The sequence below is a fragment of the Kitasatospora aureofaciens genome, from assembly GCF_019192735.1.
In the GTDB taxonomy this organism is placed as follows: domain Bacteria; phylum Actinomycetota; class Actinomycetes; order Streptomycetales; family Streptomycetaceae; genus Kitasatospora; species Kitasatospora aureofaciens_A.
The window spans coordinates 1-25,811 of the sequence record NZ_JAHTKP010000089.1; the positions used below are offsets into that span (position 1 = coordinate 1).

A 25,811-nucleotide genomic window follows, 5' to 3' on the forward strand; every position below is an offset into this window, starting at 1 on the left:
CCGTCCGGGGGCGGGGCGGCGGTGCGGGGCGCGGCCGGCCTCGCGCAGCACGACGGCGCGGGCACCGGCGACCCGGTCGCGCTGCTCGCCGAACGGGCGGCGGCCGGGCACCCGCCGACCCTGGCGGCGCTGGAGCGCGCGGGCCGCGCCCTCGGCCTGGCCCTCACCTCCGCCGTCGACCTCATCGACCCGGACCGCCTCGTCCTCGGCGGCGCCTACGCCGAACTCGCCGGATGGCTGCTGCCCCCCGTCCGCGCCGAGCTGGCCGAGCGCGTCACCGTACGGCCCTGGGCCGAGGAGGCGCTGCGCCCGGCCGCCCTGGGGCGGCTCGGGCCCCTGCTCGGCGCGGCGCTGACGACGGTCCGGCGCATCATGGCCGATCCGACGCTGCTCCCCGCCGCCTGATCAGGAGCCCGCGCGGCACGGGTCAGTCGTGCTCGACCACGACCATCGCGTGCCCGTCCGCGGTGGTGACCCGCACGTGGACGTACGCGCCGTCGTGCTCCCAGGCGAGCTCCTGCCCGGCGGGCTGCAGCCACACCGAGCGCGGCGCCGCGGCGAGCCGGAGGGAGACGGGCACGTCGACCAGCGGGAACGGGTCGTGCACCAGGTCCAGTTCGGGGGTCTCCCGGGACGGGACGAAGCTGGTCAGGTGCACCACCGTGGCGGTGTCGGTCCGTACGACGGTGGTCTCCAGGTGGACCGGCCCGCCCGCGCGGACCAGCGGGTCCGGCAGGAGCCGGTCCAGGGCGGCACCGAGCAGCCGGCGGTACGGTTCCAGGCCGTGGTCGTGGAACGCCTCCAGCAGCGGGACGGCCACCGCGGCCACCCCGTCGCCGACGGCGAGGGCCACCTCCTCGGTCGGGTCGGCCGGCGGCGTGTAGGAGTGGCCGCAGAAGCGGTCCCAGGAGCGCGGGAAGTACGGCGCGACGACCCGGGCCAGCACCTCGGCGCCGGGCAGCGCGCGGGCGGTCAGCCGGGAGCCGTGGCTGATCACCGGGAAGTCCTCCGGGACACCGGGGACGCCCTGGCAGGCGAGGAACACCTCACCGGCCGGGGCCGGGGCCAGGCCCTCCACCGGGAGGCCGGGCAGGGCGGGCTCCGTGCCGTTGCGCAGCAGCGCGGGCCCGACCAGCACCACCGCTCCGCCGGCCCGGCGGTACGCGGCCAGGCGCTCGGAGAGGTCGTCGTCGACGGGGGTGCTCTCCGGCACCACGACGGCCCGGTACCCGGCCAGGTCGGCCGTCGGCGGGACGACGTCGAACTGGACCCGCAGCTGCTGGAGCGCCCGGACGGCGCCGATGTTGCTCGCGCCGGGGCGGTCCCCCAGGCCGGGGTCGACGACCACGGCGACCTCGCTGACGACCCGTCCGCCCTCGACGAACGGCTCGCACCGCGCGATGTGGCCGTAGACCGAGCCGATCAGCTCGTACACGGCCGGGGCCGGCACGCCCCGCGGATGCAGCACGTCGCCCACGCCGCTGGTCAGGCCGTGGCTCAGCATCTGGCTGTTCTCGTAGAGCAGCGCCGCCCGTGGCTTGAGGGCGGCGTTGTCGCCCCAGCTCTCGTGGAAGCGCCCGGTGTGGCTGAGGGTCGGCATCCCTAGCGGGCGGACGAAGCGGGCCACGTACGGGAGGAAGGCGTAGCCCCAGCCTCCGGTGGGCAGGCCCTCGATCTCGACGTGCCGCAGGAACTGCCGCTCCTTCGGCAGCCCGGTCTTCGGGCGGCCGTTGTAGTAGACGCCCTGGACGGCCTCCGGCGGCAGGGCCTTCTCCACCATCGCGGTGTAGCGGGCCATGTAGCGGTGGGCCACCAGGTCCGCGTAGCGCATGCGGTGGTCGGCGTCGGCCGGGTCCAGGCCCTCCCTGCGCATCCCGTCGACGGCCCAGCGGCTCAGGCTCGGCTGGCTCCAGCACATGTCGACGAAGATCCCGTCGACGGGGGCGAAGCGCCGCAGCACCTCGTCCAACTGGTCGGCGAAGTAGTCGGCGTAGGGGCTGGACATGTCGAGGATGTTCCAGCCCGCCTGGAGGGCCGAGGGGGTCCAGCGGGCGATCTTCAGGTTCTCGTCGTGGGCGACCCACTCGGGGTGCTCGCGGGCCGCGTACTCGTCGACCTGGAGGGACAGGTAGATCGGCGCGCGGATGCCGGCCGCGTGCAGGGCGTCGACCTGTTCGGCGAGCAGGTCCAGGTCGGGGGAGAGGCCGGGGTGGCGCTCGGGACGGTCGGTCCCGTAGTAGAGGTGGCCGTGGTGGCACTTGGCGAAGACGGTGACGCTGTCGACGTGGGCGTCGCGGAAGGGCTGCGCGAAGGTCGCCGGGTCGAAGTCCCGGCCGACGTCGGGGACATCGGGGCCGGTGTGGAAGTCCAGGTGTACGGTGCGCCGGGGGAAGCGAGCAGGGTTGAGAGCGTTCACATGTCGCTGAGTCATGGGATGGATTTATAGGAGCCAGGTGTGACAGAGTCCAGGGGTTTTGCAGAATGAGTCTCAAAATCCATGATGGAGAAGGGTACTTGGGCCAGGCTCTGACCTCTCGCCGGTGGGCCGGGTTCTCTCGTTCCCTTCTCGGACATGGGATCTCTTGCTAGCTTGGCGCCGTGCCGCTGACCCCATGTCTGGAGCGCCCTCATGCCCCTCGATCCCTTCCTCGCCGACAAGGTGCACCTCCTCGACGGCCTCGACTGGCCGCACGTCCAGAGCGACCCGCAGGCCGCGGCGCGGCTGGGGGAGTACCTCCGCGATCCCGGCGAGTGGACCGCCCCGGACGTCTCGGTGGAGGACCGCACGGTGCCGGGCCCCCACGGGCGGATCCCGATCCGGATCTACACCCCCGCCACCGAGCCCGGCCGCGCGCTGCTGTGGCTGCACGGGGGCGGGTTCCAGGGCGGCGACCTCGACATGCCCGAAGCGCACCAGGTGTCCGCCGAACTCTCCTCCCGGGCAAGCGCGTTGGTGGTGTCGGTCGACTACCGCCTGGCCGTGAACGGTACGCACTATCCGGTCCCCGTCGACGACGCCGACGCCGCATGGCTCTGGCTCGGCGAAACCCTGCGGCTGCGCTCCGGCTCGTCCGGTCCGGTCGCCCTCGGCGGCGCGAGCGCGGGCGCCGCCATCGCCCTGTCCACGGCGATCCGGCTCCGCGACCTGGGCCAACGCCGCCCGGACGCCCTGCTGCTCGCCTATCCCTTCGCGCACTTCCCGACCCCGGCGCTGGACGCGGACACCCGGGTCGAGATGGAGGCGCTTCCGCCGCTCCTGCGGTTCACCACCGAGGGGATCGAGTCCATGGTGAGGAACTACGTGGGGCGCCTGAGCGACCTGCCCCCGTCGGCGATGCCCGGAGCCGCGGACCTGCGCGGCCTCCCCGCGACCGGCATCGTCCTCGCCCAGTACGACGACCTGAGGCCTTCGGGTGAACTGCTCGAAAGGCAGCTGGGCGAGGTCGGCGTCGGCGTACGGTCCTACCTGGCCGTTGGCATGACGCACGGTCATCTCAACCGCAGCCCGTCCCTCAAGGAGGTCGACCGCTCGCTCGACTTCCTCGCCGCCGTGCTCGCCGACGGCGCTCCGGGAGCCGAGGCCGAGTGAAGAAACGGGTTGCGGTGCCCGGTCGGCGGGCCGAACGATTGCGGCTCATGACGACCTTCGAGAACACACCACCGTCGGATGCCGCCAGGCCGGTCGCGTTGGTGACCGGCGTCGGCCGCTCCCTCGGGATCGGCGCGGGCATCGCCCGCCGACTGGCCGAGGCGGGCTGGGACCTCGCCTTCACGTACTGGACGCCGTACGACGCCCGTATGGCCTGGGGCGCCGAGACCGGGGCCGCGGACGCGATCGCCGCGGCCCTGGCGGAACGGGGCGCCGCGACGGTGGGCGTGGAGGCCGATCTCGCCGACCCCGCGAGCCCGGAGCGGGTCTTCGAGGAGGCCCCCGCTCCAGCCGCTCACCACGCCGTCCGGGCCGACCACGACGACGGCAGTGGGCGCGTCCCGGGGTGCGTCCTGCTCGCCCGCCGTCTCCACGCGCGCCTCCGTCCGGGCAGCCGTGCCTGCCGGAACAGGATTCCGGCGACTGGCTCCAGCCTAGGTAGGCCCTCCCCTGCACGCTTCCCCAGAGGCCCGTGCCCGGATCTGGCCGTCGGACCGGTTCTGCGGCTACCGTGAAGGCAGCGTGGGAGCGCTCCCGAGGCGGTAGCCGGAAGGGTGCGGTCCGGCGCGGTACTGTGTCGAGGGGGTGGCGCCGGCCGAGCGGGGCTCGCGCCGGAACCCCCGGGGAGCTCGGGCGGACCGGGCAGAACAGGACGGGACGTCAGATGAACGACAGCGCGGGGCGACCCGCCGGCGGACCGGCTGCCCGGCCGACCCTGGAGGAGGTCGCCGCGCTGGCCGGGGTCGGCCGGGGCACGGCCTCCCGGGTGATCAATGGATCGCCGCGGGTCAGCGAGAAGGCGCGCACGGCGGTGGAGCGGGCCGTGGCGGAGCTGGGGTACGTGCCCAACCGGGCGGCCCGCGCGCTGGCGACCTCGCGCACCGACGCGATCGCCCTGGTGGTGCCGGAGGCCGAGACGCGGCTGTTCTCGGAGCCGTACTTCGCCGACATCATCAGCGGGGTCTCCGCCGAACTCTCCCGCACCCAGCTCCAGTTGCTCCTGGTCCTGGTACGCGACCAGCGCGAGCACGAGCGCCTGTCGGCCTACCTGCGGGCCGACCGGGTGGACGGCGTGCTGCTGGTCGCCGTGCACCAGGACGACCCCCTGCCGGTCATGCTGGAGGACCTCGGCATCCCCGCCGTACTCGCCGGCCGCCGCGGCGAGCACGAGCCGCTCAGCTACGTGGCGGCCGACAACGCGGGCGGCGCCCGGATGGCCGTGCGCCACCTGCTGCGCCGCGGCTGCCGCCGGATCGCGACCGTCACCGGCCCGCTGGACATGGAGGGCGCGCAGGCCCGCCTCGCGGGGTACCGGGCGGCGCTCGCCGAGAGCGAGGCCGGGACGCTGCCGGAACTCGTCGCGGTGGCCGACTTCACCGAGAGCGGGGGCCGCGCCGCGATGGCCGAACTCCTGGAGCGCGAGCCCGGGGTGGACGCGGTCTTCTGCGCCTCGGACGTCCTGGCCGCGGGGGCCCTGCAGGCGCTCAGGGCAGCGGGCCGCCGGGTGCCGCAGGACGTCGCCGTGGTCGGCTTCGACGACTCGATCGTGGCCCGGCACACCGATCCGCCGCTGACCACCGTGCGGCAGCCGACCCAGGAGATGGGGCGGGCGATGGTCCGCCAGCTGCTGGAGCAGATCGCCGAACCGGGCAGGGCGCGGCGCCAGCTGGTCATGGCGACCGAGCTGGTGGTGCGCGACTCGGCCTGAACGGGAACAGCCCGGTGCCGGGGCCCGTGGCGGGCCCCGGCACCGGGGAGGGCGGGCCGGTTCAGCCCCCGGCCGCGAGGTGGGCCCGGTAGCCCGCCCCGTACGCGGTCGGTGTGCCGTCGTAGGCCGAGATCAGCGAGGGGCCGTTGGAGCAGTCCCAGGTGTTCCAGGTCCACGCCAGGTAGGAGATCCCGTGCCGGTCCAGCCAGGGCAGCAGGGTGTCCAGGTAGCCGGCCGCGCAGTCGTTCTCGCCCAGCTCCCCCGCGACCACCGGGACGGCCGCCGCCACCGGGGCCACCTGGGCGTCCCAACAGCTCGACGAGGCACAGACGTTGAAGTTGTACGAGTGCCAGGAGGCGGCCAGCTGGTGCAGCGGGTCCGACGGCCGGTGGCTGAGCCACTGGGTGAGGTCGTTGGCGTACTCGATTCCGCCGAGCATCAGGACGTTGTCCGCGCCGGTGCCGCGCACGGCGTCCACCAGGGACTGCATCCCGGCCACCGGGTAGCCGATGCCCGGGCAGGTGCCGCCGTCCCGCCAGCAGGCCCAGCCGCTGTCCGTGCCGCCGGTGGCGCGGGAGGGGTAGGGCTCGTTGAACAGGTCGAAGACGGTGGCGCCGTCCCCCTTGAAGGCGGTGGCCACCGAGCGCCAGAACGGGATGGCATTGGCGGCGTCCGGCATGGGCTTCTGGCAGGTGGCGGTCGCGGTGGAGCAGGCCGAGGAGTTGCCGGTGTAGACGCCGTCGGTCCAGTGCAGGTCGAGGACGGTGTTCAGCCCGTTGCGGTGCAGCAGCGCCACGTAGGACTTGACCGCCTCGATGTAGGTGCTTCCCGCGTAGGCGGCCGGGACGTTCGGCAGGCCGAGCCAGCAGTCCTCGTTGAGCGGGATGCGGACGGCGGTGACGTGCCAGGCGCGCATCGCGTCGATCGACGCCTGGTCCACGGGCCCGTCGAAGAGGCCCTTGCCCTGGACGCAGGCGAACTCGGCGCCGGAGCGGTTGACGCCGCGCAGGGTGACGGCGCGCCCGCTCGGGTCCTGGAGCTGGTTGCCCGCCACGTGCAGGGCCGGGGCCGGACCGCCCGGCGCCGGTGTGGTCGGCGGTGTGGTCGGCGGTGTGGTCGGAGGGCCGGACGGCCCGCGGCAGACGGTGCCGTTGAGGGTGAAGGTGGTGGGGGCGGTGTTGGTGCCGGTGTAGGTGAAGTTGGCGCTGGTGGTGTAGGTGGCGCCGGGGTTGATGGTGGGGGCGTAGGTGGGGTTGGTGGCGGTGACGGTGTGGCCGGTCTGGGTCCAGGTGCCGTTCCAGCCGTTGGTGAGGGTCTGGGTGCCGGTGTAGTCGTAGGTGAGGGTCCAGCCGTTGATGGGGGTGGTGCCGGTGTCGGTGATGGCGAGGTTGGCGGTGAATCCGCTGCCCCAGTCGTTGGCGGTGTAGCTGACGCCGCAGGACACACCGGCGGTGGCGGCGTTCGTGGCACCGGGCGGTAGCAGCAGGGCGCCGGCCAGCGCGCCGGCGGCGACGGCCGCCGTCGCGAACAGGGAGGCGTGAGGGCTGTGAGGGGCACGGGAGGCGCGTACGGCTCGGGGAATCATGGGGCGCTCCGGTGGAAGCCGGGCCGGCCGGCGGGTGGGACCGGCCGGCCCGGGTGGGGGAGGGGTGCGGGTCAGCCCGCCGTGCAGCTGAGGGTCGGAGCGGTGTTGGCGCCCGAGTAGCTGCCCTGGAATCCGAAGCCGGTGCTGCCGCCGGCCGCGATCGTGCCGTTGTAGCTCGCGTTGACGGCGGAGACGGCGGCGCCGCTCTGGGTCACGGTGGCGTTCCAGCCGTTGGTCACCTGCTGGTTGCCCGGCCAGGTCCAGGTGACCTTCCAGGACGTGGTGGGCGTGCTGCCGGTGTTGGTCACCGTGACGTTGGCACCGAAGCCGGAGCCCCAGTCGTTGGCCACGGAGTAGCTCGCGGTGCAGCCGCTGCCGGTCCCGCCGCCGGTGCTCGCGGTGGTGGCGGTGACGGCCGCGGAGACCGGTGAGGTGTTGCCGGCGGCGTCGAAGGCGTCGACGGTGTAGCGGTAGGCGGTGGAGGGCGACAGGCCGGTGTCGGAGTAGGTGGTGCCGGTGCTGGTGCCCACCTTGGTGCCGTCGCGGTAGACGTGGTAGCCGACGACGCCGACGTTGTCGGTGGAGGCCGTCCAGGAGAGTGAGACGCCGGTCGCGGTGGTGCCGGTGACGGTCAGCCCGGCCGGGGTGCTCGGCGGGGTGGTGTCACCGCCGCCGGTGGAGGCGCCGAGGGACGGGTAGGCGTTCTGCACCAGCTGCCGGAACTGGGCGCCGAACCACTGGCCGGCCTTGATGTTGTCGCCGGGGAAGGAGTTGGTCGGGTAGGTGTTGCCGTTGCCGTCGCTCTGCGTCCCGGCCGGGTCGCAGTGCGGGTCGCCGTGCGGGTGCGTCGCCGAGGGGTAGTCGCCGTCCGACTCGCCCGGCGGCTTCACCCACAGGAAGGCGATGATCGGGCTGGCCGACCCGAAGGGCTGCGCCTGCGGACGGGCGCCGATGCCCGCGCCGTAGACGTTGCACCAGTTGCCCCGGAAGACGCGCTGGTCCACCTTGTTGGCGGCGACGTAGCCGTCGACCGTGGTCGGCGTGCCGTTGAGCCCGGTGGGCCGGGCGCTGCCGCCCCAGCCGTTGCGCGAGGTGTCCACCAGGAAGCCGACGGTGCTCGGGAAGCCGTTGGAGACCATGGTCGAGTACATCTGGCTCGCGTAGTTGTACTCGTCGAAGTCCGGGTTCCACTGGTAGAACTTGGCGGACCTCAGCGGCTGCCCGCCGACCTGGAGGTTCTGGTCGGGCAGGTACGGCTCGTTGAGCGGGGTGTAGTTGGCGGTGTTGCTGATGAAGCCGTCCACGCTGGCGAATCCGCCGGTGGTGGCCTTGGCGACCTTGGCGTACTCCTGGCCCGCCGGGACCATGTTGGTGGGCCAGCCGAGCCAGCCCGAGTGGCCGATGTCCAGGTAGTTGTAGACGTTGCCGATCGGGTGCAGCTTGTTCAGCGCGTACTCGATGCCGGCCTCGTAGAGCGGGGTCGCGGTGGCGCAGGCCGGCTTGTTCTGGTTGGTGACGGCGTTCGGCAGCGAGTCCGGCTCGATGATCGCGGCGATCCGCAGCGAGGCGTACTTCGGGTCGGCGAGGACGGCCGCGATCGGGTCGATGTACTGGCTCTGGTACGTCGCCAGGCCGGCGGCGGTGGCGGGGAGTTCGCCGTTGGAGGCGATGGCGGCGCAGTCACGGCCGGGCAGGTCGTACACGACGACCTGGAGGACCACGGGGGTGCTGCCGGCGGCGGCCTGGGCCAGGGCCCGGTCGAGGTGGCCGCGCAGGCCGAGCCGGCCGTTGTCGCCGGCGATGGCGCCGATGTGGTCCATCCAGACGGCGGTGGAGTTGTTCGCCACCTGCGCCTCGGCGGCACCCAGCGTGCCGCCGTCGGCCGCGGCCTGGGCGCTGACCTGGGCGGTGTAGTCCGGGTTGAGGTAGCCGGTCGCGCCGACGAACGGGTTGACCGGGCGGGCGGTGGTGGCGTGCGCGGCCTGCGCGCCGGCGACCGGGACGAGGGCGGAGACGCCGAGCGCGGTCGCGACGGCCGCTGTTCGGAGTCGGCGGAGGGCGGAGAGGGGCACGGTCGGGTCCCTTCGGGTGGGGGTGGGTGGGCCCGGGGGGGTGGGTGCCGTGTCGGACGCTGCGGGCGGGGTCCGGGGCGCCCGGGCCTTCAGCCGGGACGGAGCGTGTGATGGGAGCGCTTCCATATTCCGGCAGGCGGCTTTCGCCGGTGCCTGAGTCACATGAAGCCAGGCCGCAGCTGGCCCGTCAAGAGCTCTGACACGGAGGCCCGAGGGTGAAATGGGCGCGCTCCCACGGGATGCGACGGGGGCTGTGAAACTTTCCCGTCGACGGCCCGACCCGCGTACGGACGTCCCCGCTGGTCGGCGGCGGGGTGGCGGACGGGTGCCGGACCGGGCGGCGCACGGCGGGGTTTGCCGGGCCGTTCACTCGCGGAACCCTGCGCCACGCGGGGCCGGAGGACACCGGCCCCTGCTTCCTCCCACCCGATCCGGAGGCCCGTGCATGCCACGCAAGACCCTGCGCTCCCGCGCGCCCGTACCCACCGTCGCCGCACTCAGCGCCCTCGCCCTGGCGGCGGCGACCGGCGGCGCGCTCACCGTCCCGGCGTCCGCCGCCACCGCCGGTGTGTCCTGCGGCGTCAGCTACACCGCCAACGACTGGGGCAGCGGATTCACCGCCAACCTCGCCATCACCGACACCGGCACCACCCCCATCAACGGCTGGACCCTCACCTACGACTACACCGGCACCCAGACCCTCACCAACGGCTGGAACGGCACCTGGACCCAGACCGGCCACACCGTCACCGCCACCAACCCCACCTACGCCCCCACCATCAACCCCGGCGCCACCTACACCACCAGCGCCAACTTCACCTACGCCGGCACCAACACCGCCCCCACCACCTTCACCCTCAACGGCACCGTCTGCCGCGGGCCGAACCAGCCGCCGACGGTCTCGCTCACCTCCCCGGCGGCGGGCACGACCTTCACCCCCGGCTCGACCGTGCCGCTCGCGGCGACCGCCGCGGACGCGGACGGCAGCGTGGCCAAGGTGGACTTCTACGCCAGCACCGGCCCCGGCGACAACAAACTGGTCGGCACCGCCACCACCGCGCCCTACACGGTGAACTGGGCGAACGTGCCGGCCGGCGACTACTCGCTGACCGCCGTCGCGACCGACAACCTGGGAGCGACCACCACCTCGGCCCCGGTCGCGGTCAAGGTGGCCGGACCGAGCCTGCTGGTCAACCCGACCACCCTGGCGGTCCAGCAGGGCTCCAGCGGCACCTTCACGGTGGCCCTCTCCCAGGCCCCGGCCGCCCCCGTCACGGTGACGGTGACCCGCTCCGGCGCCGACACCGACCTGTCGGTCACCTCGGGCGGAAGCCTCACCTTCACCCCGGCCAACTGGAACACCCCGCAGACGGTGACCGTCGCGGCCGGTACGGACGCCACCCAGGCGGGCGGCACCGCCACCTTCACCGCCACCGCCACCGGCTACGGCTCGGCGGCCGTCACCGTCACCGAGGCGGCGAAGAGCTCGGGGTACGACCAGTACTTCCTCGACCTCTACAGCAAGATGAAGAACCCGGCGAACGGCTACTTCAGCCCGCTCGGCATCCCGTACCACTCGGTGGAGACGCTGATGGTCGAGGCGCCCGACTACGGCCACGAGACCACGTCGGAGACCTACAGCTACTGGCTCTGGCTGGAGGCCGACTACGGCCGGGTGACCGGCGACTGGACCGGGTTCAACAACGCCTGGACCAGCCTGGAGACGTACATGATCCCCGGGCACGCCGACCAGCCCGGCCAGGGCACCTACAACCCGTCCAAGCCGGCCACCTACGGCCCGGAGAAGGCCCAGCCGGACCAGTACCCGGTGAAGCTGAACTCCTCCGTCCCGGTCGGCACGGACCCGCTGGCCGGTGAACTCTCCACCGCCTACGGCAGCCCGGACGTGTACGCGCCCGCCTGGATCATGGACACCGACAACAAGTACGGCTTCGGCCGCTGCGAGGACGGCACCACCAAGCCGAGCCTGATCAACACCTACCAGCGCGGCCCGCAGGAGTCGGTCTGGGAGACCGTCCCGCAGCCCGACTGCGACGTGCTGAAGTACGGCGCCTCCGGCTCGGGCTTCCTCAGCCTCTTCAACGACGGCGGCGGGAACTACTCCAAGCAGTACAAGTACACCGACGCGCCGGACGCGGACGCCCGCCTGGTCCAGGTCGCCTACTGGGCCCGGACCTTCGCCACGGCGCAGAACAAGAGCGCGGCGATCAGCGGCACCGTCGCCAAGGCGTCCAAGCTCGGGGACTTCCTGCGCTACTCGCTCTACGACAAGTACTTCAAGCGCGCCGGCAACTGCAACGGGTCGAGCACCTGCCCGGCCGGCACCGGCAAGGCCGACGAGCAACTCGGCCTGCTGACCTGGTACTTCGCCTGGGGCGGCGACACCGGCGGGTCCTGGTCCTGGCGGATCTCCGGCTCGGCCGCGCACCAGGGCTACCAGAACCCGATGGCGGCCTGGGCGCTGTCCACCGACCCGGCGCTCACGCCCAAGTCGCCCAGCGCGGCGGCGGACTGGTCCGGCAGCCTGGACAAGCAGCTCCAGTTCTACCAGTGGCTGCAGTCCACCGAGGGCGGGATCGCGGGCGGCGCCACCAACAGCTGGGGCGGGAACTACGGCGACGACGGCGCGCCGCCGGCCGGCAACCCGACGTTCTACGGCCTCGCCTACGACTGGCAGCCGGAGTACCACGACCCGCCCAGCAACCAGTGGTTCGGCTTCCAGACCTGGTCGATGGAGCGGGTGGCCGAGTACTACTACGCCACCGGCGACGCCAGGGCCAAGGGCGTGCTGGCCAAGTGGGTCCCGTGGGCGATCTCGGTCAGCAAGGCGGACCCGGCCACCGGCACCCTGACCACGCCCGACGTCCTCACCTGGACCGGCGCTCCGGACACCTGGAACGCCACCGCACCGGGCGCCAACACCGGCCTGCACGTGAAGGCCACCGGCGCGCTCACCGACCTCGGGGTGGCCGGCTCGCTGGCCAAGACCCTCTCGTACTACGCGGCGAAGGCCGGCGACGGCACCGCGCAGAAGTTCGCCCAGAACATCCTGGACATCATCCACGCCAAGTACGCCGACCCGCTCGGCTACTCGGCCCCGGAGACCCGCACCGACTACAGCCGCTTCACCCAGGCGTACGACCCCACCACCCACCAGGGGCTCTACATCCCGCCGGGCTGGAACGGGACGTACCCGGACGGCACGAAGCTCAGCTCGGCCACCAACACCTTCCTGTCCATCCGGCCCTGGTACACCAGCGACCCGCAGTGGTCGAAGGTCCAGTCCTACCTGAACGGCGGCCCGGCGCCGGTGTTCACCTACCACCGGTTCTGGGCCGAGGCGGACATCGCCACGGCGTTCGACACCTTCGCCCAGCTCTTCCCGACGGTGAACCCGGGCGGCTGACGCCCGCACCCGCACCGCGGTGGTGCCGTGCCCGGAACCTCCGGGCACGGCACCACCACGTCTGGCCCGTCAGCCCGCCGAGTCGCGCAGCACCAGGGTGGTCGGCAGCACCAGGGACGCCGAGCGGTCCGGGCGGGTCAGCAGCATCTCCAGGGCCCGGGCGCCGAGTTGCTCGACCGGCTGGCGCACCGTGGACAGCCGGGCCCGGGCCGCGGCCGGGGCGTCGTCGAAACCGATCACCGCGACCTGCTCGGGCACCCGGCGCCCGAGCCGCTTCAGCACGCGCAGGGCGCCCAGGGCCATCGGGTCGGAGGCGGCGAACACCGCGTCCAGGGCCGGGCGCTGGCGCAGCAGCCGCAGCATGGCGTGCTCGCCGGAGGCACCGGAGAAGTCCCCGTAGGCCACCACGGGGCCCACCGCCGCCTCGGCCTGGGCCAGCGCCTGCCGGTAGCCCGCCAGGCGGTCCGCGCCCACGGCGGTGTCCGGCGGTCCGGCGATGGTCACCACCGACCGCCGTCCGGACGCGCACAGCCGCAGCACGGCGTCGCGGGCGCCGCACAGGTTGTCCGCGTCCACGTACGCCACCGTGCCCGCGCCCGGCGGACGGCCGACGGACACCGCCGGCACGCCCGCGGCCCGCAGCAGGCGCGGCAACTCCAGCGTCTCCCACGCGCCGACGAGCAGCACGCCGTCGACGTGCCCGCCGCACAGGTGCCGCAGCAGGGCGGGCCGGTGCGCGCTCCCGGGGACGGTGAAGACCGCCACCTCGAGTTCCAGCCCCGCCGCGGCCTCCCGCAGCCCCGCCAGCAGCCGGAGGTGGAACGGGTCGGTGTGGTAGCGCACCGGATCGGCGAAGGCCACGACGGCCACCACGCCGGTGCCCCGCCCGCGCGGAGCACGGCGCCGCACGTACGCCAGCTCCCGTGCGGCGGCCATCACCCGGGCGGACACGGGAGGCGAGACGGGCGCCGAGCGGTTCAGCACCCGGGAGGCGGTCGCGGTGGAGACGCCGGCCCGCCGGGCGACCTCGGCCAGGGTGGCGGGCGCGGCTGCGGCAGGGGCTGAGGCGGGGGCGGGCAGGTCGGAGGCGGGCTTCGGCATGGGAGGGGTCCTCACCGGTCGGGTGGAGGGGTGGGGGGAAGGGCGCGCCGCCCGCTACGCCGCGTCAGGTCACCATCGCGCGCGGCATGGACGCCGTCAAGAAGCGCGTCACCGGATGCTCCACCGACCGGGAACGGCCCCGGAACCACCGGCCTTCGAGGGCGGTTCCGGGGCCGGCCGCAGGGCTCTCGGGCCCGTCAGGGAACGATGACCAGCTTCCCGCGGGTGTGGCCGGTGCGGCTGGCGTCGAAGGCATCGGCCGTCCGCTCCAGCGGGAAGGTCTGCGCGACCTCCACGGTCAGGGCGCCGCGGTCCGCCAGCGCGGCCAGCTCGGCGAGCGCGGAGCCGTCCGGGCGCACCCAGATCCACGCGCCGCCGTGCTGGGTCACCGCGGGATCGGCGACGGAGACGTGACGGCCGCCGTCGGCGAGCACGGCGAGCGTCGTCTCCAGCTGGCCGCCGACGAAGTCCGCGACGGTGGAGACGCCGCCGGGTGCCAGCGCGCGCACCCGTTCGGCCAGCCCCTCGCCGTAGGTCACCGGCTCGGCGCCGAGCTTGCGCACGAAGTCATGGTTGCGCTCCGAGGCGGTGCCGATCACCCGGGCCCCGCGGTCGCGGCCGAGCTGCACGGCGAGGCTGCCCACCCCGCCCGCCGCGCCGTGCACCAGGAGCACGTCGGCGGGGCCGACCTCCAGGCGCTGCAGGCTGCGCAGCGCGGTCAGGCCTGCCAGCGGCAGGCCGCCCGCCTGCTCCCAGCTGAGCGAGGCGGGCTTGCGCGCCACCGCGGGCGCGGAGACCGCGACGTACTCGGCGAAGGTGCCGGCCTGCACCACGTCCTTGCGGGCGTACGCCATCACCTCGTCCCCGGGCGCGAACTCGGGCGTGTCCGGGCCGGTGCGGGTGACCACGCCCGCCACGTCCCAGCCGGGGACGGCGGGGAAGACGGTGTCCATCATGGGGTCCAGTCCGCCCGCCATGACCTTCCAGTCGACGGGGTTGACGGAGGCGGCCCGGACCTGGATCAGCACCTGGCCGGGGCCGACCTTCGGATCGGGCACCTCGCCGTACCGAAGGCGGGAGTTGTCCGGGGCGTAGGAGTCGTAGGTCACCGCGCGCATGTACGGACCTCCAGGGGGTCGATGTGCCGGCCCCGCGCACCCCGGGGCGGGTGCGGCGGGCGCCGTCGGCCACGCGAGGCCGACGGCGCCCGTCCGGCATCCGGGCGAGGCCGTCGGAGGGGCCCCGGCCCCTCCGCTTCGCGCGGGCTCAGCCGCGGGGCGCGCCCCTGCGGCGGCGTCCCCGCAGGACCGGTACGGAGCCCGCGGGCCGTCAGTCGGTCGGTGCCCGGTGGTGGGTACCGGCCGCGAGGGCGGCGGCCGAGGCGGTGTACGCGGGCTTGGGCCGGTAGCTGTTGTCGAACATGGTGGCGGCGCCGTAGCCGGGGAAGGTGCCGGGGATCCACGAGTCCGGGTCACCCACGTCCCACTGGGTGATGCCCACGCAGCGGGGGACGGCCAGGCAGGTCCTGACCACGCCGGCGTAGTCCTCGGCCTGGCGGGCCAACGCGGCGCTGTTCGCCGGGAGTTGGATGCGGTCGTCGAGTTCGGTGATGGCGACGTCGACGCCGAGCGCGGTGAACCGCTGGAGGTTGGCCTTCAGGCTCGCGGGGACCTGGCCGACGACGAAGTGGGCCTGGAAGCCGACGCCGTCGATCGGGACGCCCTGGCTCTTGAGCGACTTCACCAGCCGGTACATCGCATCGCTCTTGGCGTTCAGGCCCTCGATGTTGTAGTCGTTCAGGTACAGCTTGGCGTTCGGGTCGGCGGCCCGGGCGGTGCGCAGCGCGTCGGCGATGTAGCCGTCGCCCAGTGCGTTGTGGAACGGGTCGTCGGTGCGGAAGCTGCCGTCCTCGTTGAACGCCTCGTTGACCACGTCCCAGGCGTAGACCTGGCCCTTGTAGTGGCCGGCCTCGGCGGTGATGTGGCGCCGCATGGCGGCGCGCAGCTGGTCGGCGGGCAGGCCGCGGACCCAGGAGGGCAGCTGGTTGTGCCAGACCAGGGTGTGGCCGCGCAGCCGCATCCCGTTGGCCCGGGCGTAGGAGGCGATCCGGTCGCCGGGGGCGAAGTCGAAGCTGCCGGGCCGGGGCTCGGTGGTGTCCCACTTCATCTCGTTGGCGGGGGTGAGCATGCCGAACTCCCTGCCCGCGACCGCGGTGAGGGAGGGGTTGTTCAGGTCTGACTGGGCGAGGGAGGCGCCGAAGTAGATCCCCCTGGCCTGGGCGAGCGAGCGCAGGGAGGTCCCCGCCGCACCGGCCTGGCCGGTCGGCAGCAGGGCGGTGACGGCCAGGGCGGTCGCGGCGGCGACGGCGAGGGAGCGGGCGGCGCGGCGGGCGCGCCCGGGGCGGGGGAGGCGGGACGTCGGGAATTGCACCGGCGTGGTCCTTTCTCGTCGGGTGGGGCGAGGAGGGGGACGTGCGGTGTGCCTGGAACGCCGGAGGTGCGGGAGCGGCCGAGCGGCATCGAAAGTTTCGGCTCATCCTCCGACTTCTTCAGGGGACGGTAGGGGCGGGCCCGACGGCCCGTCAACCTTTCTGACATGAACCGCTTCGGCCGGGTGCGCCACGAGCCCGGGGGACGGCTCGCGGCGCGGGCCGCCTCAGCCCTCGGAGGCGGGGGCCGGGGCACCTCCTCGCGGCGGCGCCGTGCTGCTGCGTTCGACCAGGCTGGTGGCCAGGTCCACCCGCCGCGTCCCGGGCCGCGTCCCGCGGGCCAGGTCGATGACCAGCCTGGTCGCCACCTCGGCCATCTCCGTCAGCGGCTGGCGCACGGTGGTCAGCGGCGGCCCCACCCAGCGGGCCAGCGGCAGGTCGTCGAAGCCGACCACGCTGAGGTCCTCCGGGACGCGCAGCCCCAGCTCGCGGGCGGCCTCGTACAGGCCGAGCGCCTGGAGGTCGTTCCCGGCGAACACGGCGGTCGGCCGGTCCGGCATCGCGAGCAGTTCCCGGCCGAGCCGGTGCCCGGCCTCGTGGTGGAAGTCGCCCTCGCGGACGAGCCGCGGGTCGTACGGGATGCCCGCGATGTCGAGCGCGGCCCGGTAGCCGTCGGCCCGGGCCCGGCTGCACATCATCCGGGCGGGCCCGGCGATCAGGCCGATCCGGCGGTGGCCGAGGTCGAGCAGGTGCCGGGTGGCGGCGAGGCCGCCGTCCCAGTTGGTGGTGCCGACGGCGGGCACCTCCTGGCCCGGGTCGCCGGCCGGGTCCATCACCACGAAGGGGATCTCTCGGCGGGAGAGCTGCTCCCGCAGCGCGCGGTCCAGGTCGGACAGCACCAGCACCACGCCGGTCGGGCGGCGGGCGAGCACGCCGTCCACCCAGGACTGGCCGGGCCCGTTCCGTTCGGCGGACTCGGAGAGGACGATGCTCAGGCCCTCCTCGCGCACGACGTTCTCGACGCCGCGGATCACCTCCACCGCCCAGGCGCTCTCCAGTTCGTGGAAGACCAGCTCCAGCAGCGGGTTGGCCTGGCGGTTGCCGCGCCGCCGGTAGCCGTGCCGGTGCAGCAGCTCCTCCACCCGCTCCCGGGTGGCCGGGGCGACGTCGGCCCGGCCGTTCAGGACTTTCGAAACCGTCGGTGCGGAGACCCCGGCCTCCTGTGCGATCTCGGCGAGCGTTGCCGCTCTGGTCATGAGTTCCTCCTGCACTGCCCCTGCTGGGCGAACTCCGCTGCGGAAATGGGTGGGACGACGCGCCCCGAGGCCGTGCCGTACCGCAGGGATGCTAGCCCCAGCCGAGCCGAAACCGATCCCGTCAGATCCCTTGACGAGCTGTCAACACGGACCTAGGTTTCCCACAACATTCGCTGACTCGCTCGAAATATTCGAATCAGAGGGCAGGATATGGGATCGAGAATCGCCGCGGTCGCCGCGGCCACCGTGCTCGTCCTCGGCACCACCGCCGCATGCGGCTCCGGAGGCGGCTCCTCCGACTCCGGCTCCGGGACGATCCACGTGCTGGTCTACGGTGACGCCGCCAACAAGGTCGAGAAGCAGCTCGTCGAGACCTTCAACAAGACCTCCAAGGTCAAGGTGGTGCTGGACACCATCCCCGGCGCGGACTACCAGCAGAAGCTGCAGACCGTGATCAACACCTCGCGAGCCCCCGACGTCTTCTTCAACTGGGGCGGCGGCTCCATCCAGCCGTTCGTCAAGGCGGGACTGCTGCTGCCGCTGGACGACTTCATCGCCAAGGACCCGGGCCTGAAGGACAACTTCCTGCCCGCGGTCTTCAACTCGGCCGTGGTGGACGGCAAGCCGTACGGCGTGCCGATGCGCGGCACCCAGCCGGTGCTGCTGTTCCACAACAAGCAGGTGCTCGCGGACGCCGGGCTCACCCCGCCGAAGACCTGGGACGAACTGGTCGCCGCCACCAAGGCGTTGAAGGCCAAGGGCATCACCCCGATCGCGCTCGGCGGCGGGGACCAGTGGCCGACCCTGATGTGGTTCGAGTACCTCTACGACCGGATCGCCGGCCCCGAACTGTTCCAGCGCGCGCTGAACGGCGACAAGGCCGCCTGGGCGAGCGAGGACAGCCGCAAGGCGCTGAGCACCCTGAAGGAACTGGTCGACGCCGGCGCCTTCGGCAGCAACTTCGACTCCGTCAAGTTCACCGACGGAGGCTCCCCGGCCCTGGTCGCCAAGGGCAAGGCCGCCTTCGAACTGATGGGCTCCTGGTACTACTCCACGCAGCAGGACGCCAACCCCGACTTCGCCAAGTCCGGCCTCGGCTACACCGGCTTCCCCTCCGTGGGCGGCGGCAAGGGCGACCCGGCCGCCGTCGTCGGCAATACCAACAACTTCTACTCCGTCCTGAAGAAGACCAAGTACCCGGAGGCCGCCGCCGCCTTCCTCAAGCTGATGTACTCCGACGACTTCGTGAAGGCGCAACTGGCCATCGGCAACCTGCCGACCACCACCAGCACCGCCAACTTCCTCGACCTCTCGGCCAGCCCCGCCTACTCCAAGGCCCAGTACGAGCTGGTGAAGGCCGCCCCCTCCTTCCAGCTCTCCTGGGACCAGGCGTACCCGCCGAGCGCCATGACCCCCATGCACACCGCCGTCCAGCAGTTCTTCGACGGCAGGATCGACACCGACGGCTTCATCAAGGCCATGAGCGCCTTGCCGACCTCATGACCCGCCCCGCGCGCCCCGCCGCGGCGGCGACCCGCCCGGGCTTCGTGTGGGCGCTGCCCGCGGCGGTGTTCTTCCTGCTGTTCGCGTTCGTGCCGCTGGCCCTGGTCGCCGTGCTGTCCTTCACCAGCTGGGACGGCATCGGCGAACCGCACTTCAACGGCCTGGACAACTGGACCTCCCTGTTCGACGACCCGGTGATGCTCCAGTCCGTCTGGACCACCCTGCTGCTCACCGCCCTCGGCGTGGCCGTCCAGACGCCGGTCAGCATCCTGATCGGCGTCTGGGCCGCCGGGCACCAGCGCAACCGGGCGGTCCTCTCCGCGATCTACTTCGTGCCGCTGCTGCTCTCGGCCACCGCCGTCTCGGTGGTGTGGCGGGCCGTCCTCGACCCCAACTTCGGCGTCCCCGCCCAGCTCACCTGGCTGTTCGGCGACGGCAACCTGCTCGGCACCAAGGGCGGCGCGATCGCCGTGCTGACCTTCGTCGGCGTGTGGCAGTACACCCCGCTGCACGCGCTGCTCTACCAGGGCGGCGCCCGGGCCATCCCCCAGGTGCTCTACCAGGCGGCCGCCATCGACGGGGCGGGCCGGGTACGGCAGTTCTTCCACATCACCCTGCCGCAGCTGCGCAACACCGTCATCACCTCGGTGATCCTCATGGTCGTCGGCGGCCTGACCACCTTCGACACGGTGCTGATCCTCACCCAGGGCGGACCGGGCACCGACACCACCGTCACCGCCTACTACATGTACCAGAAGGCGTTCAAGGGCTTCGAGTTCGGCCCGGGCTCGGCCGTCGCCCTGGTCCTCGTGGTGGTCGCCACCCTGATCTCGCTCGTGCTGGTCCGGCTCTCCGGCTACGACCGCATGCGCGGCACGACGGAGGGCATGTGATGCGCCGCCGCCCCAACTTCCTGGCCGGCTTCGGCTCCCTGGTCTGGCTGGCGCTGATCGGCCTGCCCCTGTACGTCCTGCTGATCGCCACCTTCCGCACCCGCTCCGACTACTCCACCGAGGGCCCGCTGAGCCCGCCCGCCCAGTGGACCCTGCAGAACTACCTGGACGACTTCTCCAACGGCTTCGGCCAGGACTTCCTCAACACCCTGACCGTCACCGCCGGCGTGGTCGCCATCGTGCTGCTGGTCGTCCCCCCGCTCGCCTACGCCATCGTGCGCGCCCGCGGCCGGGCCACCGGCTGGATCTTCCGGCTGTTCCTGCTGGGCCTGGCGATCCCCGCCCAGGCGGTGATCGTGCCGATGTTCTACGTCATGAACCAGACCGGGCTGTACGACCACCTGATCGGCATCGTCCTGCCCACCGCCGCCTTCTGCCTGCCCGTCTGCACCCTGGTGCTGACCGGGGCGATGCGCGACATCAGCCCCGAGCTGTACGAGGCGATGGCGATGGACGGCGCCTCCCCGGCCCGGGTCTTCCGGCAGCTGGTGATCCCGCTGTCCAAGGGCGGGCTGTCCTCGATCACCGTCTTCGCCGCGCTCCAGGCGTGGAACGGCTTCCTCTTCCCGCTGATCCTCACCCAGTCCGACAGCACCAAGGTCATCACCCTCGGCCTGTACGACTTCCAGACCGAACACGGCGTGGACGTGCCCGCACTGCTCAGCGCCGTCGTGCTGTCCATGCTCCCCATCCTCGTCGTCTACCTGTTCGCCCGCCGCGCCCTGGTCCAGGGCCTGACGGGCGTGGGAGGAAAATGAACCACCGCCAGCGCACGGAGACCGCGCCCGCCTGGCGGGACGCCGCGCTCACCCCGCAGGCCAGGGCCGACGCCCTGATCGCGGCGATGACGCTCCGGGAGAAGACCGCCCAACTGGTCGGCCTGTGGGTCGGGGCCGACGGCGAGGGCGACGAAGTCGCCCCCCACCAGCACGACATGGAGGAGCCGCCCGACCTCGACACCCTGCTGCCGTACGGACTCGGCCAGCTGACCCGCCCGTTCGGCACGGCCCCGGTCGACCCGGCGATCGGCGCGCTCTCCCTGCTGCGCACCCAGCAGCGCATCGCCGCCGCCAACCGCTTCGGCATCCCCGCGCTGGCCCACGAGGAGTGCCTGGCCGGCTTCGCCGCCTGGGGCGCCACGGCCTACCCCGTGCCGCTGTCCTGGGGCGCCACCTTCAACCCGGACCTCGTCCGTACGACGGCCGCCGCCATCGGGCACGACCTGCGGGCCGTCGGCGTGCACCAGGGCCTCGCGCCGGTGCTCGACGTGGTCCGCGACGCCCGCTGGGGCCGGGTCGAGGAGACGATCGGCGAGGACCCGTACCTCGTCGGCACCGTCGCCACCGCCTACGTCCAGGGCCTGGAGTCGGCCGGGGTCGTCGCCACCCTCAAGCACTTCGCCGGGTACTCCGCCTCCCGGGCCGGGCGCAACCTCGCCCCCGTCTCCATGGGCCCGCGCGAGCGCGCCGACGTCATCCTGCCGCCCTTCGAGATGGCCGTGCGCGAAGGGCGGCCCCGCTCGGTCATGCACGCCTACACCGACACCGACGGCCTCCCCTCCGCCGCCGACCAGGACCTCCTCACCGGCCTGCTCCGGGACACCTGGGGCTTCACCGGCACCGTCGTCGCCGACTACTTCGGCATCGCCTTCCTCAAGACCCTGCACGGCGTCGCCGAGGACTGGTCCGACGCCGCCGGCCTGGCCCTGGGCAGCGGGGTCGACGTCGAACTGCCGACCGTCAACACCTTCGGACAGCCCCTGTTCGACGCCGTCGTCTCGGGCACCGTCCCGGAACGGCTGATCGACCGGGCGCTGCGCCGCGTCCTCGTCCAGAAGGCCGAACTCGGGCTGCTGGACGAGGACTGGAGCTCCGTCCCGCAGGCCCTCGCCGACGCGGACCTGGGCGACCCGCGGGCGCTGCGCGGCCGGATCGACCTGGACGGGCCCGCCAACCGCGCACTCGCCGCCGAACTCGCTGAACAGGCCGTGGTGCTGCTGCGCAACGACGGCCTGCTGCCCCTGCGCGACCCGGCCCGGATCGCGCTGATCGGCCCGAACGCCGACGTGCCCACCGCGGTGCTCGGCTGCTACTCCTTCCCCGTCCACGTCGGCAGCCAGCACCCGGACACCCCGCCCGGCCTCGAACTCCCCACCCTGCGGGAGGCGCTGGAGGCGGAGTTCCCCGGCAGCGAGCTGCGGACGGTGCGGGGCGTGACGGTCGACGGCGAGGACACCGCCGGCATCGTCGAGGCCGTCCGCGCCGCCAAGCGGGCGGACGTGGTGGTGCTCGCCCTCGGCGACCGCGCCGGACTGTTCGGGCGCGGCACCAGCGGCGAGGGCTGCGACGTCGAGTCGCTCGAACTCCCAGGAAAGCAGCGGCAGTTGCTGGAAGCAGTGCTGGACACCGGGACACCGGTGGTGCTCACCCTGCTCGCCGGGCGGCCGTACGCGCTCGGTCGGGCCGTCACCGAGGCGGCCGGGATCGTCCAGTGCTTCTTCCCCGGCCAGGCCGGCACCCGGGCCCTCGCGGGCGTGCTCAGCGGGCGCGTCAACCCGTCCGGGCGGCTGCCCGTCTCCGTCCCCGCTCACCCCGGCGTCCAGCCCTCCACCTACCTGGCCGCCCGGCTGGCGCAGGCGGGCGAGGTCTCCAGCACCGACCCGACCCCCGCCTTCGGCTTCGGACACGGCCTCGGCTACACCGAGTTCGCCTGGTCCGACCTGGAGGTGCAGCAGGCCGAGACCGGCACCGACGGCGCGTTCCGCCTCAGCTTCCTGCTGCGCAACACCGGCGCCCGGGCCGGTACCGACGTGGTGCAGCTGTACCTCCACGACCCGGTGGCCACCGTGGTCCAGCCGGTGCAGCGGCTGGTCGGCTACCGGCGGATCGAGCTGGCCCCCGGAGCGGCCTGCCGGGTGGAGCTGACCCTCCCCGCCGACCTGGCCTCCTTCACCGGGCGGGACGGCCGGCGGATCGTCGAACCCGGCGCCCTGGAGCTTCGGATCTCCGCCTCCAGCACCGACGCCCGCCTCACAGCACCGCTGCGCCTCACCGGCCCGGTCCGCCCGCTCGACCACACCCGGCGGCTGCACCCGACCGTCACCGTCCACCAACTCCCGTCCGCCACAACCCCGTAGCGGGGTTCCCCGCGCAGCTCGACTGACGCGCGGTCGGGAGGTCTGCCAGGTTCGGCGGATGCCTGACGAGTCGAAGCCCTTCGACTCTGCCGTCCGATCGCGGGCGGCCTTCCAGCGCCGGATGGCTCGCGCCCGGGAACCCGCGGCCCGGCAGCGGCGCTACGCCGAGCTCTGCACCATCCAGGCCGCCGCCTACGCGGAGTCCTGAGCCGCCGCCGCCCCTCGGCCGGGGGGGCGGCGGCGGATGGTTCAGGGCGGCCCGGAGCCGTCGGCTCAGCCGTGGTGCGGCTGCCGGGTGCCCGGGGCGGTGGAGCTGCCGTCCAGGCCCATGAAGTGGACGGCGTCGGCGGCCATCGGTGTGCCCTGGATCGGGAGTTGGTGGCCGGCGCCGACGATGCTGTACGTCTCGACCTGCGTCTTGCCGGAGCGGTCGGCGTACCGGGACCGGTTCCAGTTGGCGGCCGGGGTGTCCGTCGAGGACGGGGTCTGGCCCACGCCGAGGACGTTCGTCCACTGCTTGGTCTCTTCGCCGAGGTCGCGGTGGTTCAGGATGGGGTCGGCGGTGCCGTGCCACAGCTGCACACGGGGGTGGGGCCCGTTGTAGCCGGGGTCGGCGCGGCGCGCCAGGTCGCCCCACTGCTGCGCGGTCATGGAGACCTGGCCTCCGGCGCAGGCGCCGTTCCAGCCGCGCACGGTGCCCGTGTGGAAGCAGTGGTAGGGCACGCCCATGAACGCGGCGCCCGCCTTGAACACGTCCGGGTAGTCCGCGAGCATGACGTTCGTCATCATGCCTCCCGAGGACTCGCCGGTGACGTACACGGCGCCGGGGTTGCCGCCGTAGTGCTGTTCCGTGTACGTGATCATCGACATCAGCCCGACCGGGTCACTGCCGCCGTTGCGGGTCAGCGCCTGGTCGGAGGAGACGTCCCAACAGCTGCCGCCGGGGCTGGTCGAGGGGTAGACGACGATGAAGCCGTACCGGTCGGCCAGCCCCGCGAAGTCCGTGCTGGAGTACATGTACGGCCCGGAGCCCTGGCAGCCGTGCAGCGCCAGCAGGATCGCAGGGTGCGGCTTGACGCCGTTCGGGACGTACACGTACATCTGCAGGTTGGTCGGATTGTGGCCGAAGGCCGTGATCCGGGTCAGTGAGGCGGCGCCGGCCGGGGGAGCGGCGGACAGGCTCACCCCTAACGCGGCGCCGACCGCCAGCAGTACGGCGAGCAGGCGGGACTTCAGGTGCCGGGAACGCAAGATGGAACCCCTTCTCTGTGGACGGTTGACGCCGGTGCCGGTGCCGGTGCCGGTGTGAAGGTGCCGCGGGCGCCACGAGCTGTTAGCGCTCACATTGCGGCATCCGGGCTCCGCCCCTGCTTCGGTTTCCGGTGTCGGCTGTTGACGCTGCGGCAGTGGCCGGTGCCTGTCAAGGAGTGGTCGGGCCGCTTCCGCGGCATCCCGGCGATGCGGCCGATGGAAGCGGTTCTGCCGGTGCAAGTTTCACGGGCGGCGGCGGGCCCTCGCGCCGGTCAGGTGCACCAGAACAGGACCTGCTTGCAGGTCGGTGTCGGTGTCGGTGTCGGCGTTGCCGTGGGCCCGGCCGGGCCGGGCGAGTGCCCGGTGGTCGGCGCCGTCGCGGGCTGCGGAGCGGGCGGCCCGCTCGGGGCGGTGCGCGACGGCGCGGCGGTGGTCCTCGACGCGCTGGGCCGGGCGCCGGCGGCCGACGGTTGCGCCGTGGGGCTCGCGCTCCTCGGGGCGGCGCTCGCCGTGATGGGAACGCTCACAGTGCCCGGAGCGGACGGCGTGGCCGTCGATGCGGACGCCGCCGTCCTGTCCGCCGGGAGCGGGACCGCCTCGCCGTCGCCCTGGCCGAGCGCCACCACGGCGGTGGCCAGTCCGCCCGCCGCCACACCGAGCGCGGCCAGGGCGAGCCGGGCGCCGCGCCGCCGGGTCGTTCGCCGCCGGGCCCTCCGGGGTGCGGAAGCCATGGCGGTCGGGTCCGTGGTCGGGCTTTCCCGCCCCTGCTCGGGGAGTTCCCCTTGCCGGGGGAGTTCCTCCTGCGGCCGCCCGCAGCCCGGGCAGGACAGCGCGCCGTTGAGGTGGCGTTGGCAGAGCGTGCAGTAACTCATTCGATCTTCCGTAGCTGCCCGTGCGTCACGACGGGTCTTCTGCGGAGCGTACGCAGATCTGCCCCGGCCGCGACACCGGCCCGGGGCGAGGCTTCTGCGGAGATCACGTGTGGTTCGCGTGAGGTGGACCTGCCGGCCGAGCGAACAGGAGGCCGGGCGAGGCGGTGATCGATGGGATGGATCCAGCCCCGGAGGCCTTGGCCTGCGAAGGTCGACCGGTGAAGTGCCAAGCTGGGGGCGCTCATTGCTCGGAGAAGCGGGTGAACTCCCTTCCTGGACATGGGATCACCTGCTACGTTGACGCCGTGTCCCTGACTGACAGAGCAATCACCCGGATCCGCCAGATGATCAGGGAGGGCGAGCTGCTCCCCGGAGCGAAGCTGCCCCCCGAGCAGCAGCTCGCGGCGGAACTCGGCCTGTCCCGGAACCTGACGCGCGAAGCGGTCAAGTCGCTGGTCGTCGCCCGGGTCCTGGAGATCCGGCGCGGCGACGGGACGTACGTGACGAGCCTGGCCCCCGCGCTGCTGCTGGAAGGGCTCGGCGGCGCGGTCGAACTGCTGCAGGGCGACACCGTCCTGGAGCTCACCGAGGTGCGCCGGCTCTTCGAGCCCGCCGCCACCGCGCTGGCCGCCACCCGCATCACCGACGAGGACCTCGCCGAGGTCGAGCGCCACCTGTCGGCCATGCGGGACGCGAAGGACGACATCGAACTGCTGATCCGGCACGACGCCGCCTTCCACCGGGCGGTCGTCCACGCCACCCGCAACGAGACCCTGGCCACGCTGCTGGAGCACATCTCCGGACGCACCCTGCGGGCCCGCGTCTGGCGCGGACTCACCGACGCCGAGGCGGCCGGGCGGACCGTCGCCG

19 protein-coding genes and 1 pseudogene are annotated in these 25,811 nt (G+C 73.2%); 11 read left to right on the top strand and 9 right to left on the bottom strand.

Features of this window, described 5'->3' with window-relative positions:
* Nucleotides 1-405, top strand: a 405-nt coding sequence (locus KV557_RS38380; protein ID WP_218206358.1) for an ROK family protein, incomplete at its 5' end; no start/stop codon positions are given.
* Nucleotides 406-427: 22 nt separating this feature from the next.
* Here KV557_RS38380 and KV557_RS44285 read toward each other — a convergent pair.
* Entirely contained in the window at nt 428-2,431 is a 2,004-nt protein-coding gene (locus KV557_RS44285) for an alpha-amylase family protein (RefSeq protein ID WP_218206360.1), read from the bottom strand.
* Between the two features lie 198 nt (nt 2,432-2,629).
* Between KV557_RS44285 and KV557_RS38390 the strand changes: the two genes are divergently transcribed.
* From KV557_RS38390 to KV557_RS38400, 3 genes and pseudogenes are all read left to right on the top strand, one after another.
* Nucleotides 2,630-3,589, top strand: coding sequence for an alpha/beta hydrolase fold domain-containing protein (locus KV557_RS38390; RefSeq protein ID WP_218206363.1), 960 nt, complete (start codon nt 2,630-2,632; stop codon nt 3,587-3,589).
* A gap of 47 nt (nt 3,590-3,636) precedes the next feature.
* Nucleotides 3,637-3,930, top strand: a pseudogene (locus KV557_RS38395) (SDR family oxidoreductase); the annotation flags it as partial.
* Between the two features lie 383 nt (nt 3,931-4,313).
* Nucleotides 4,314-5,357, top strand: coding sequence for a LacI family DNA-binding transcriptional regulator (locus KV557_RS38400; RefSeq protein ID WP_218206364.1), 1,044 nt, complete (start codon nt 4,314-4,316; stop codon nt 5,355-5,357).
* A 61-nt stretch (nt 5,358-5,418) separates the two neighbouring features.
* On the opposite strand, the gene KV557_RS38405 is transcribed toward KV557_RS38400, so the two are convergent.
* Both KV557_RS38405 and KV557_RS44290 read right to left on the bottom strand, forming a co-directional pair.
* Nucleotides 5,419-6,942, bottom strand: a complete 1,524-nt coding sequence (locus tag KV557_RS38405; protein ID WP_218206366.1) for a cellulase family glycosylhydrolase — start codon at nt 6,940-6,942, stop codon at nt 5,419-5,421.
* A gap of 71 nt (nt 6,943-7,013) precedes the next feature.
* Nucleotides 7,014-9,014 (bottom strand): glycoside hydrolase family 6 protein, encoded by a 2,001-nt coding sequence (locus tag KV557_RS44290; RefSeq protein WP_308130275.1) that lies wholly within the window; start codon nt 9,012-9,014, stop codon nt 7,014-7,016.
* A gap of 445 nt (nt 9,015-9,459) precedes the next feature.
* Between KV557_RS44290 and KV557_RS38415 the strand changes: the two genes are divergently transcribed.
* On the top strand, nt 9,460-12,441 hold the full coding sequence (locus KV557_RS38415; protein WP_218206369.1) for a glycoside hydrolase family 48 protein: 2,982 nt from the start codon (nt 9,460-9,462) through the stop codon (nt 12,439-12,441).
* Nucleotides 12,442-12,510: 69 nt separating this feature from the next.
* Here the strand turns inward: KV557_RS38415 and KV557_RS38420 are convergent, their stop codons facing one another.
* The 4 genes from KV557_RS38420 to KV557_RS38435 all read right to left on the bottom strand — a co-directional run bounded on the left by KV557_RS38420 (nt 12,511) and on the right by KV557_RS38435 (nt 17,226).
* A complete protein-coding gene (locus KV557_RS38420; protein WP_218206370.1) occupies nt 12,511-13,542 on the bottom strand; it encodes a LacI family DNA-binding transcriptional regulator in 1,032 nt (343 codons plus the stop codon).
* A gap of 197 nt (nt 13,543-13,739) precedes the next feature.
* Nucleotides 13,740-14,660, bottom strand: coding sequence for an NADP-dependent oxidoreductase (locus tag KV557_RS38425; RefSeq protein WP_218206372.1), 921 nt, complete (start codon nt 14,658-14,660; stop codon nt 13,740-13,742).
* A 211-nt stretch (nt 14,661-14,871) separates the two neighbouring features.
* Complete coding sequence (locus KV557_RS38430) at nt 14,872-15,972, bottom strand: endo-1,4-beta-xylanase (RefSeq protein WP_218206374.1); 1,101 nt, start codon at nt 15,970-15,972, stop codon at nt 14,872-14,874.
* Between the two features lie 225 nt (nt 15,973-16,197).
* Entirely contained in the window at nt 16,198-17,226 is a 1,029-nt protein-coding gene (locus KV557_RS38435) for a LacI family DNA-binding transcriptional regulator (RefSeq protein ID WP_218206376.1), read from the bottom strand.
* 210 nt (nt 17,227-17,436) lie between these two features.
* Here KV557_RS38435 and KV557_RS38440 point away from each other — a divergent pair, with 210 nt between their 5' ends.
* The 5 genes from KV557_RS38440 to KV557_RS38460 are packed head-to-tail and all read left to right on the top strand — an operon-like array spanning nt 17,437 to nt 23,026.
* A complete protein-coding gene (locus KV557_RS38440) occupies nt 17,437-18,729 on the top strand; it encodes an ABC transporter substrate-binding protein (protein ID WP_218206378.1) in 1,293 nt (430 codons plus the stop codon).
* Nucleotides 18,726-19,622 (top strand): carbohydrate ABC transporter permease, encoded by an 897-nt coding sequence (locus KV557_RS38445; protein ID WP_218206380.1) that lies wholly within the window; start codon nt 18,726-18,728, stop codon nt 19,620-19,622. Before KV557_RS38440 ends, KV557_RS38445 begins: the two co-directional genes overlap by 4 nt.
* On the top strand, nt 19,622-20,440 hold the full coding sequence (locus KV557_RS38450) for a carbohydrate ABC transporter permease (RefSeq protein ID WP_218206382.1): 819 nt from the start codon (nt 19,622-19,624) through the stop codon (nt 20,438-20,440). Before KV557_RS38445 ends, KV557_RS38450 begins: the two co-directional genes overlap by 1 nt.
* Entirely contained in the window at nt 20,437-22,818 is a 2,382-nt protein-coding gene (locus tag KV557_RS38455) for a beta-xylosidase/alpha-l-arabinosidase (RefSeq protein ID WP_218206384.1), read from the top strand. Before KV557_RS38450 ends, KV557_RS38455 begins: the two co-directional genes overlap by 4 nt.
* Before the next feature lie 58 nt (nt 22,819-22,876).
* Nucleotides 22,877-23,026 (top strand): hypothetical protein, encoded by a 150-nt coding sequence (locus KV557_RS38460; RefSeq protein WP_218206386.1) that lies wholly within the window; start codon nt 22,877-22,879, stop codon nt 23,024-23,026.
* A gap of 65 nt (nt 23,027-23,091) precedes the next feature.
* On the opposite strand, the gene KV557_RS38465 is transcribed toward KV557_RS38460, so the two are convergent.
* Together KV557_RS38465 and KV557_RS38470 are read right to left on the bottom strand one after the other, a co-directional pair.
* On the bottom strand, nt 23,092-24,069 hold the full coding sequence (locus KV557_RS38465; protein ID WP_256178580.1) for an extracellular catalytic domain type 1 short-chain-length polyhydroxyalkanoate depolymerase: 978 nt from the start codon (nt 24,067-24,069) through the stop codon (nt 23,092-23,094).
* Nucleotides 24,070-24,341: 272 nt separating this feature from the next.
* Nucleotides 24,342-24,941, bottom strand: coding sequence for a hypothetical protein (locus KV557_RS38470; RefSeq protein WP_218206388.1), 600 nt, complete (start codon nt 24,939-24,941; stop codon nt 24,342-24,344).
* A 305-nt stretch (nt 24,942-25,246) separates the two neighbouring features.
* Between KV557_RS38470 and KV557_RS38475 the strand changes: the two genes are divergently transcribed.
* Nucleotides 25,247-25,811: FadR/GntR family transcriptional regulator (locus KV557_RS38475; RefSeq protein ID WP_218206390.1), on the top strand; the 565-nt coding region annotated here is incomplete at its 3' end.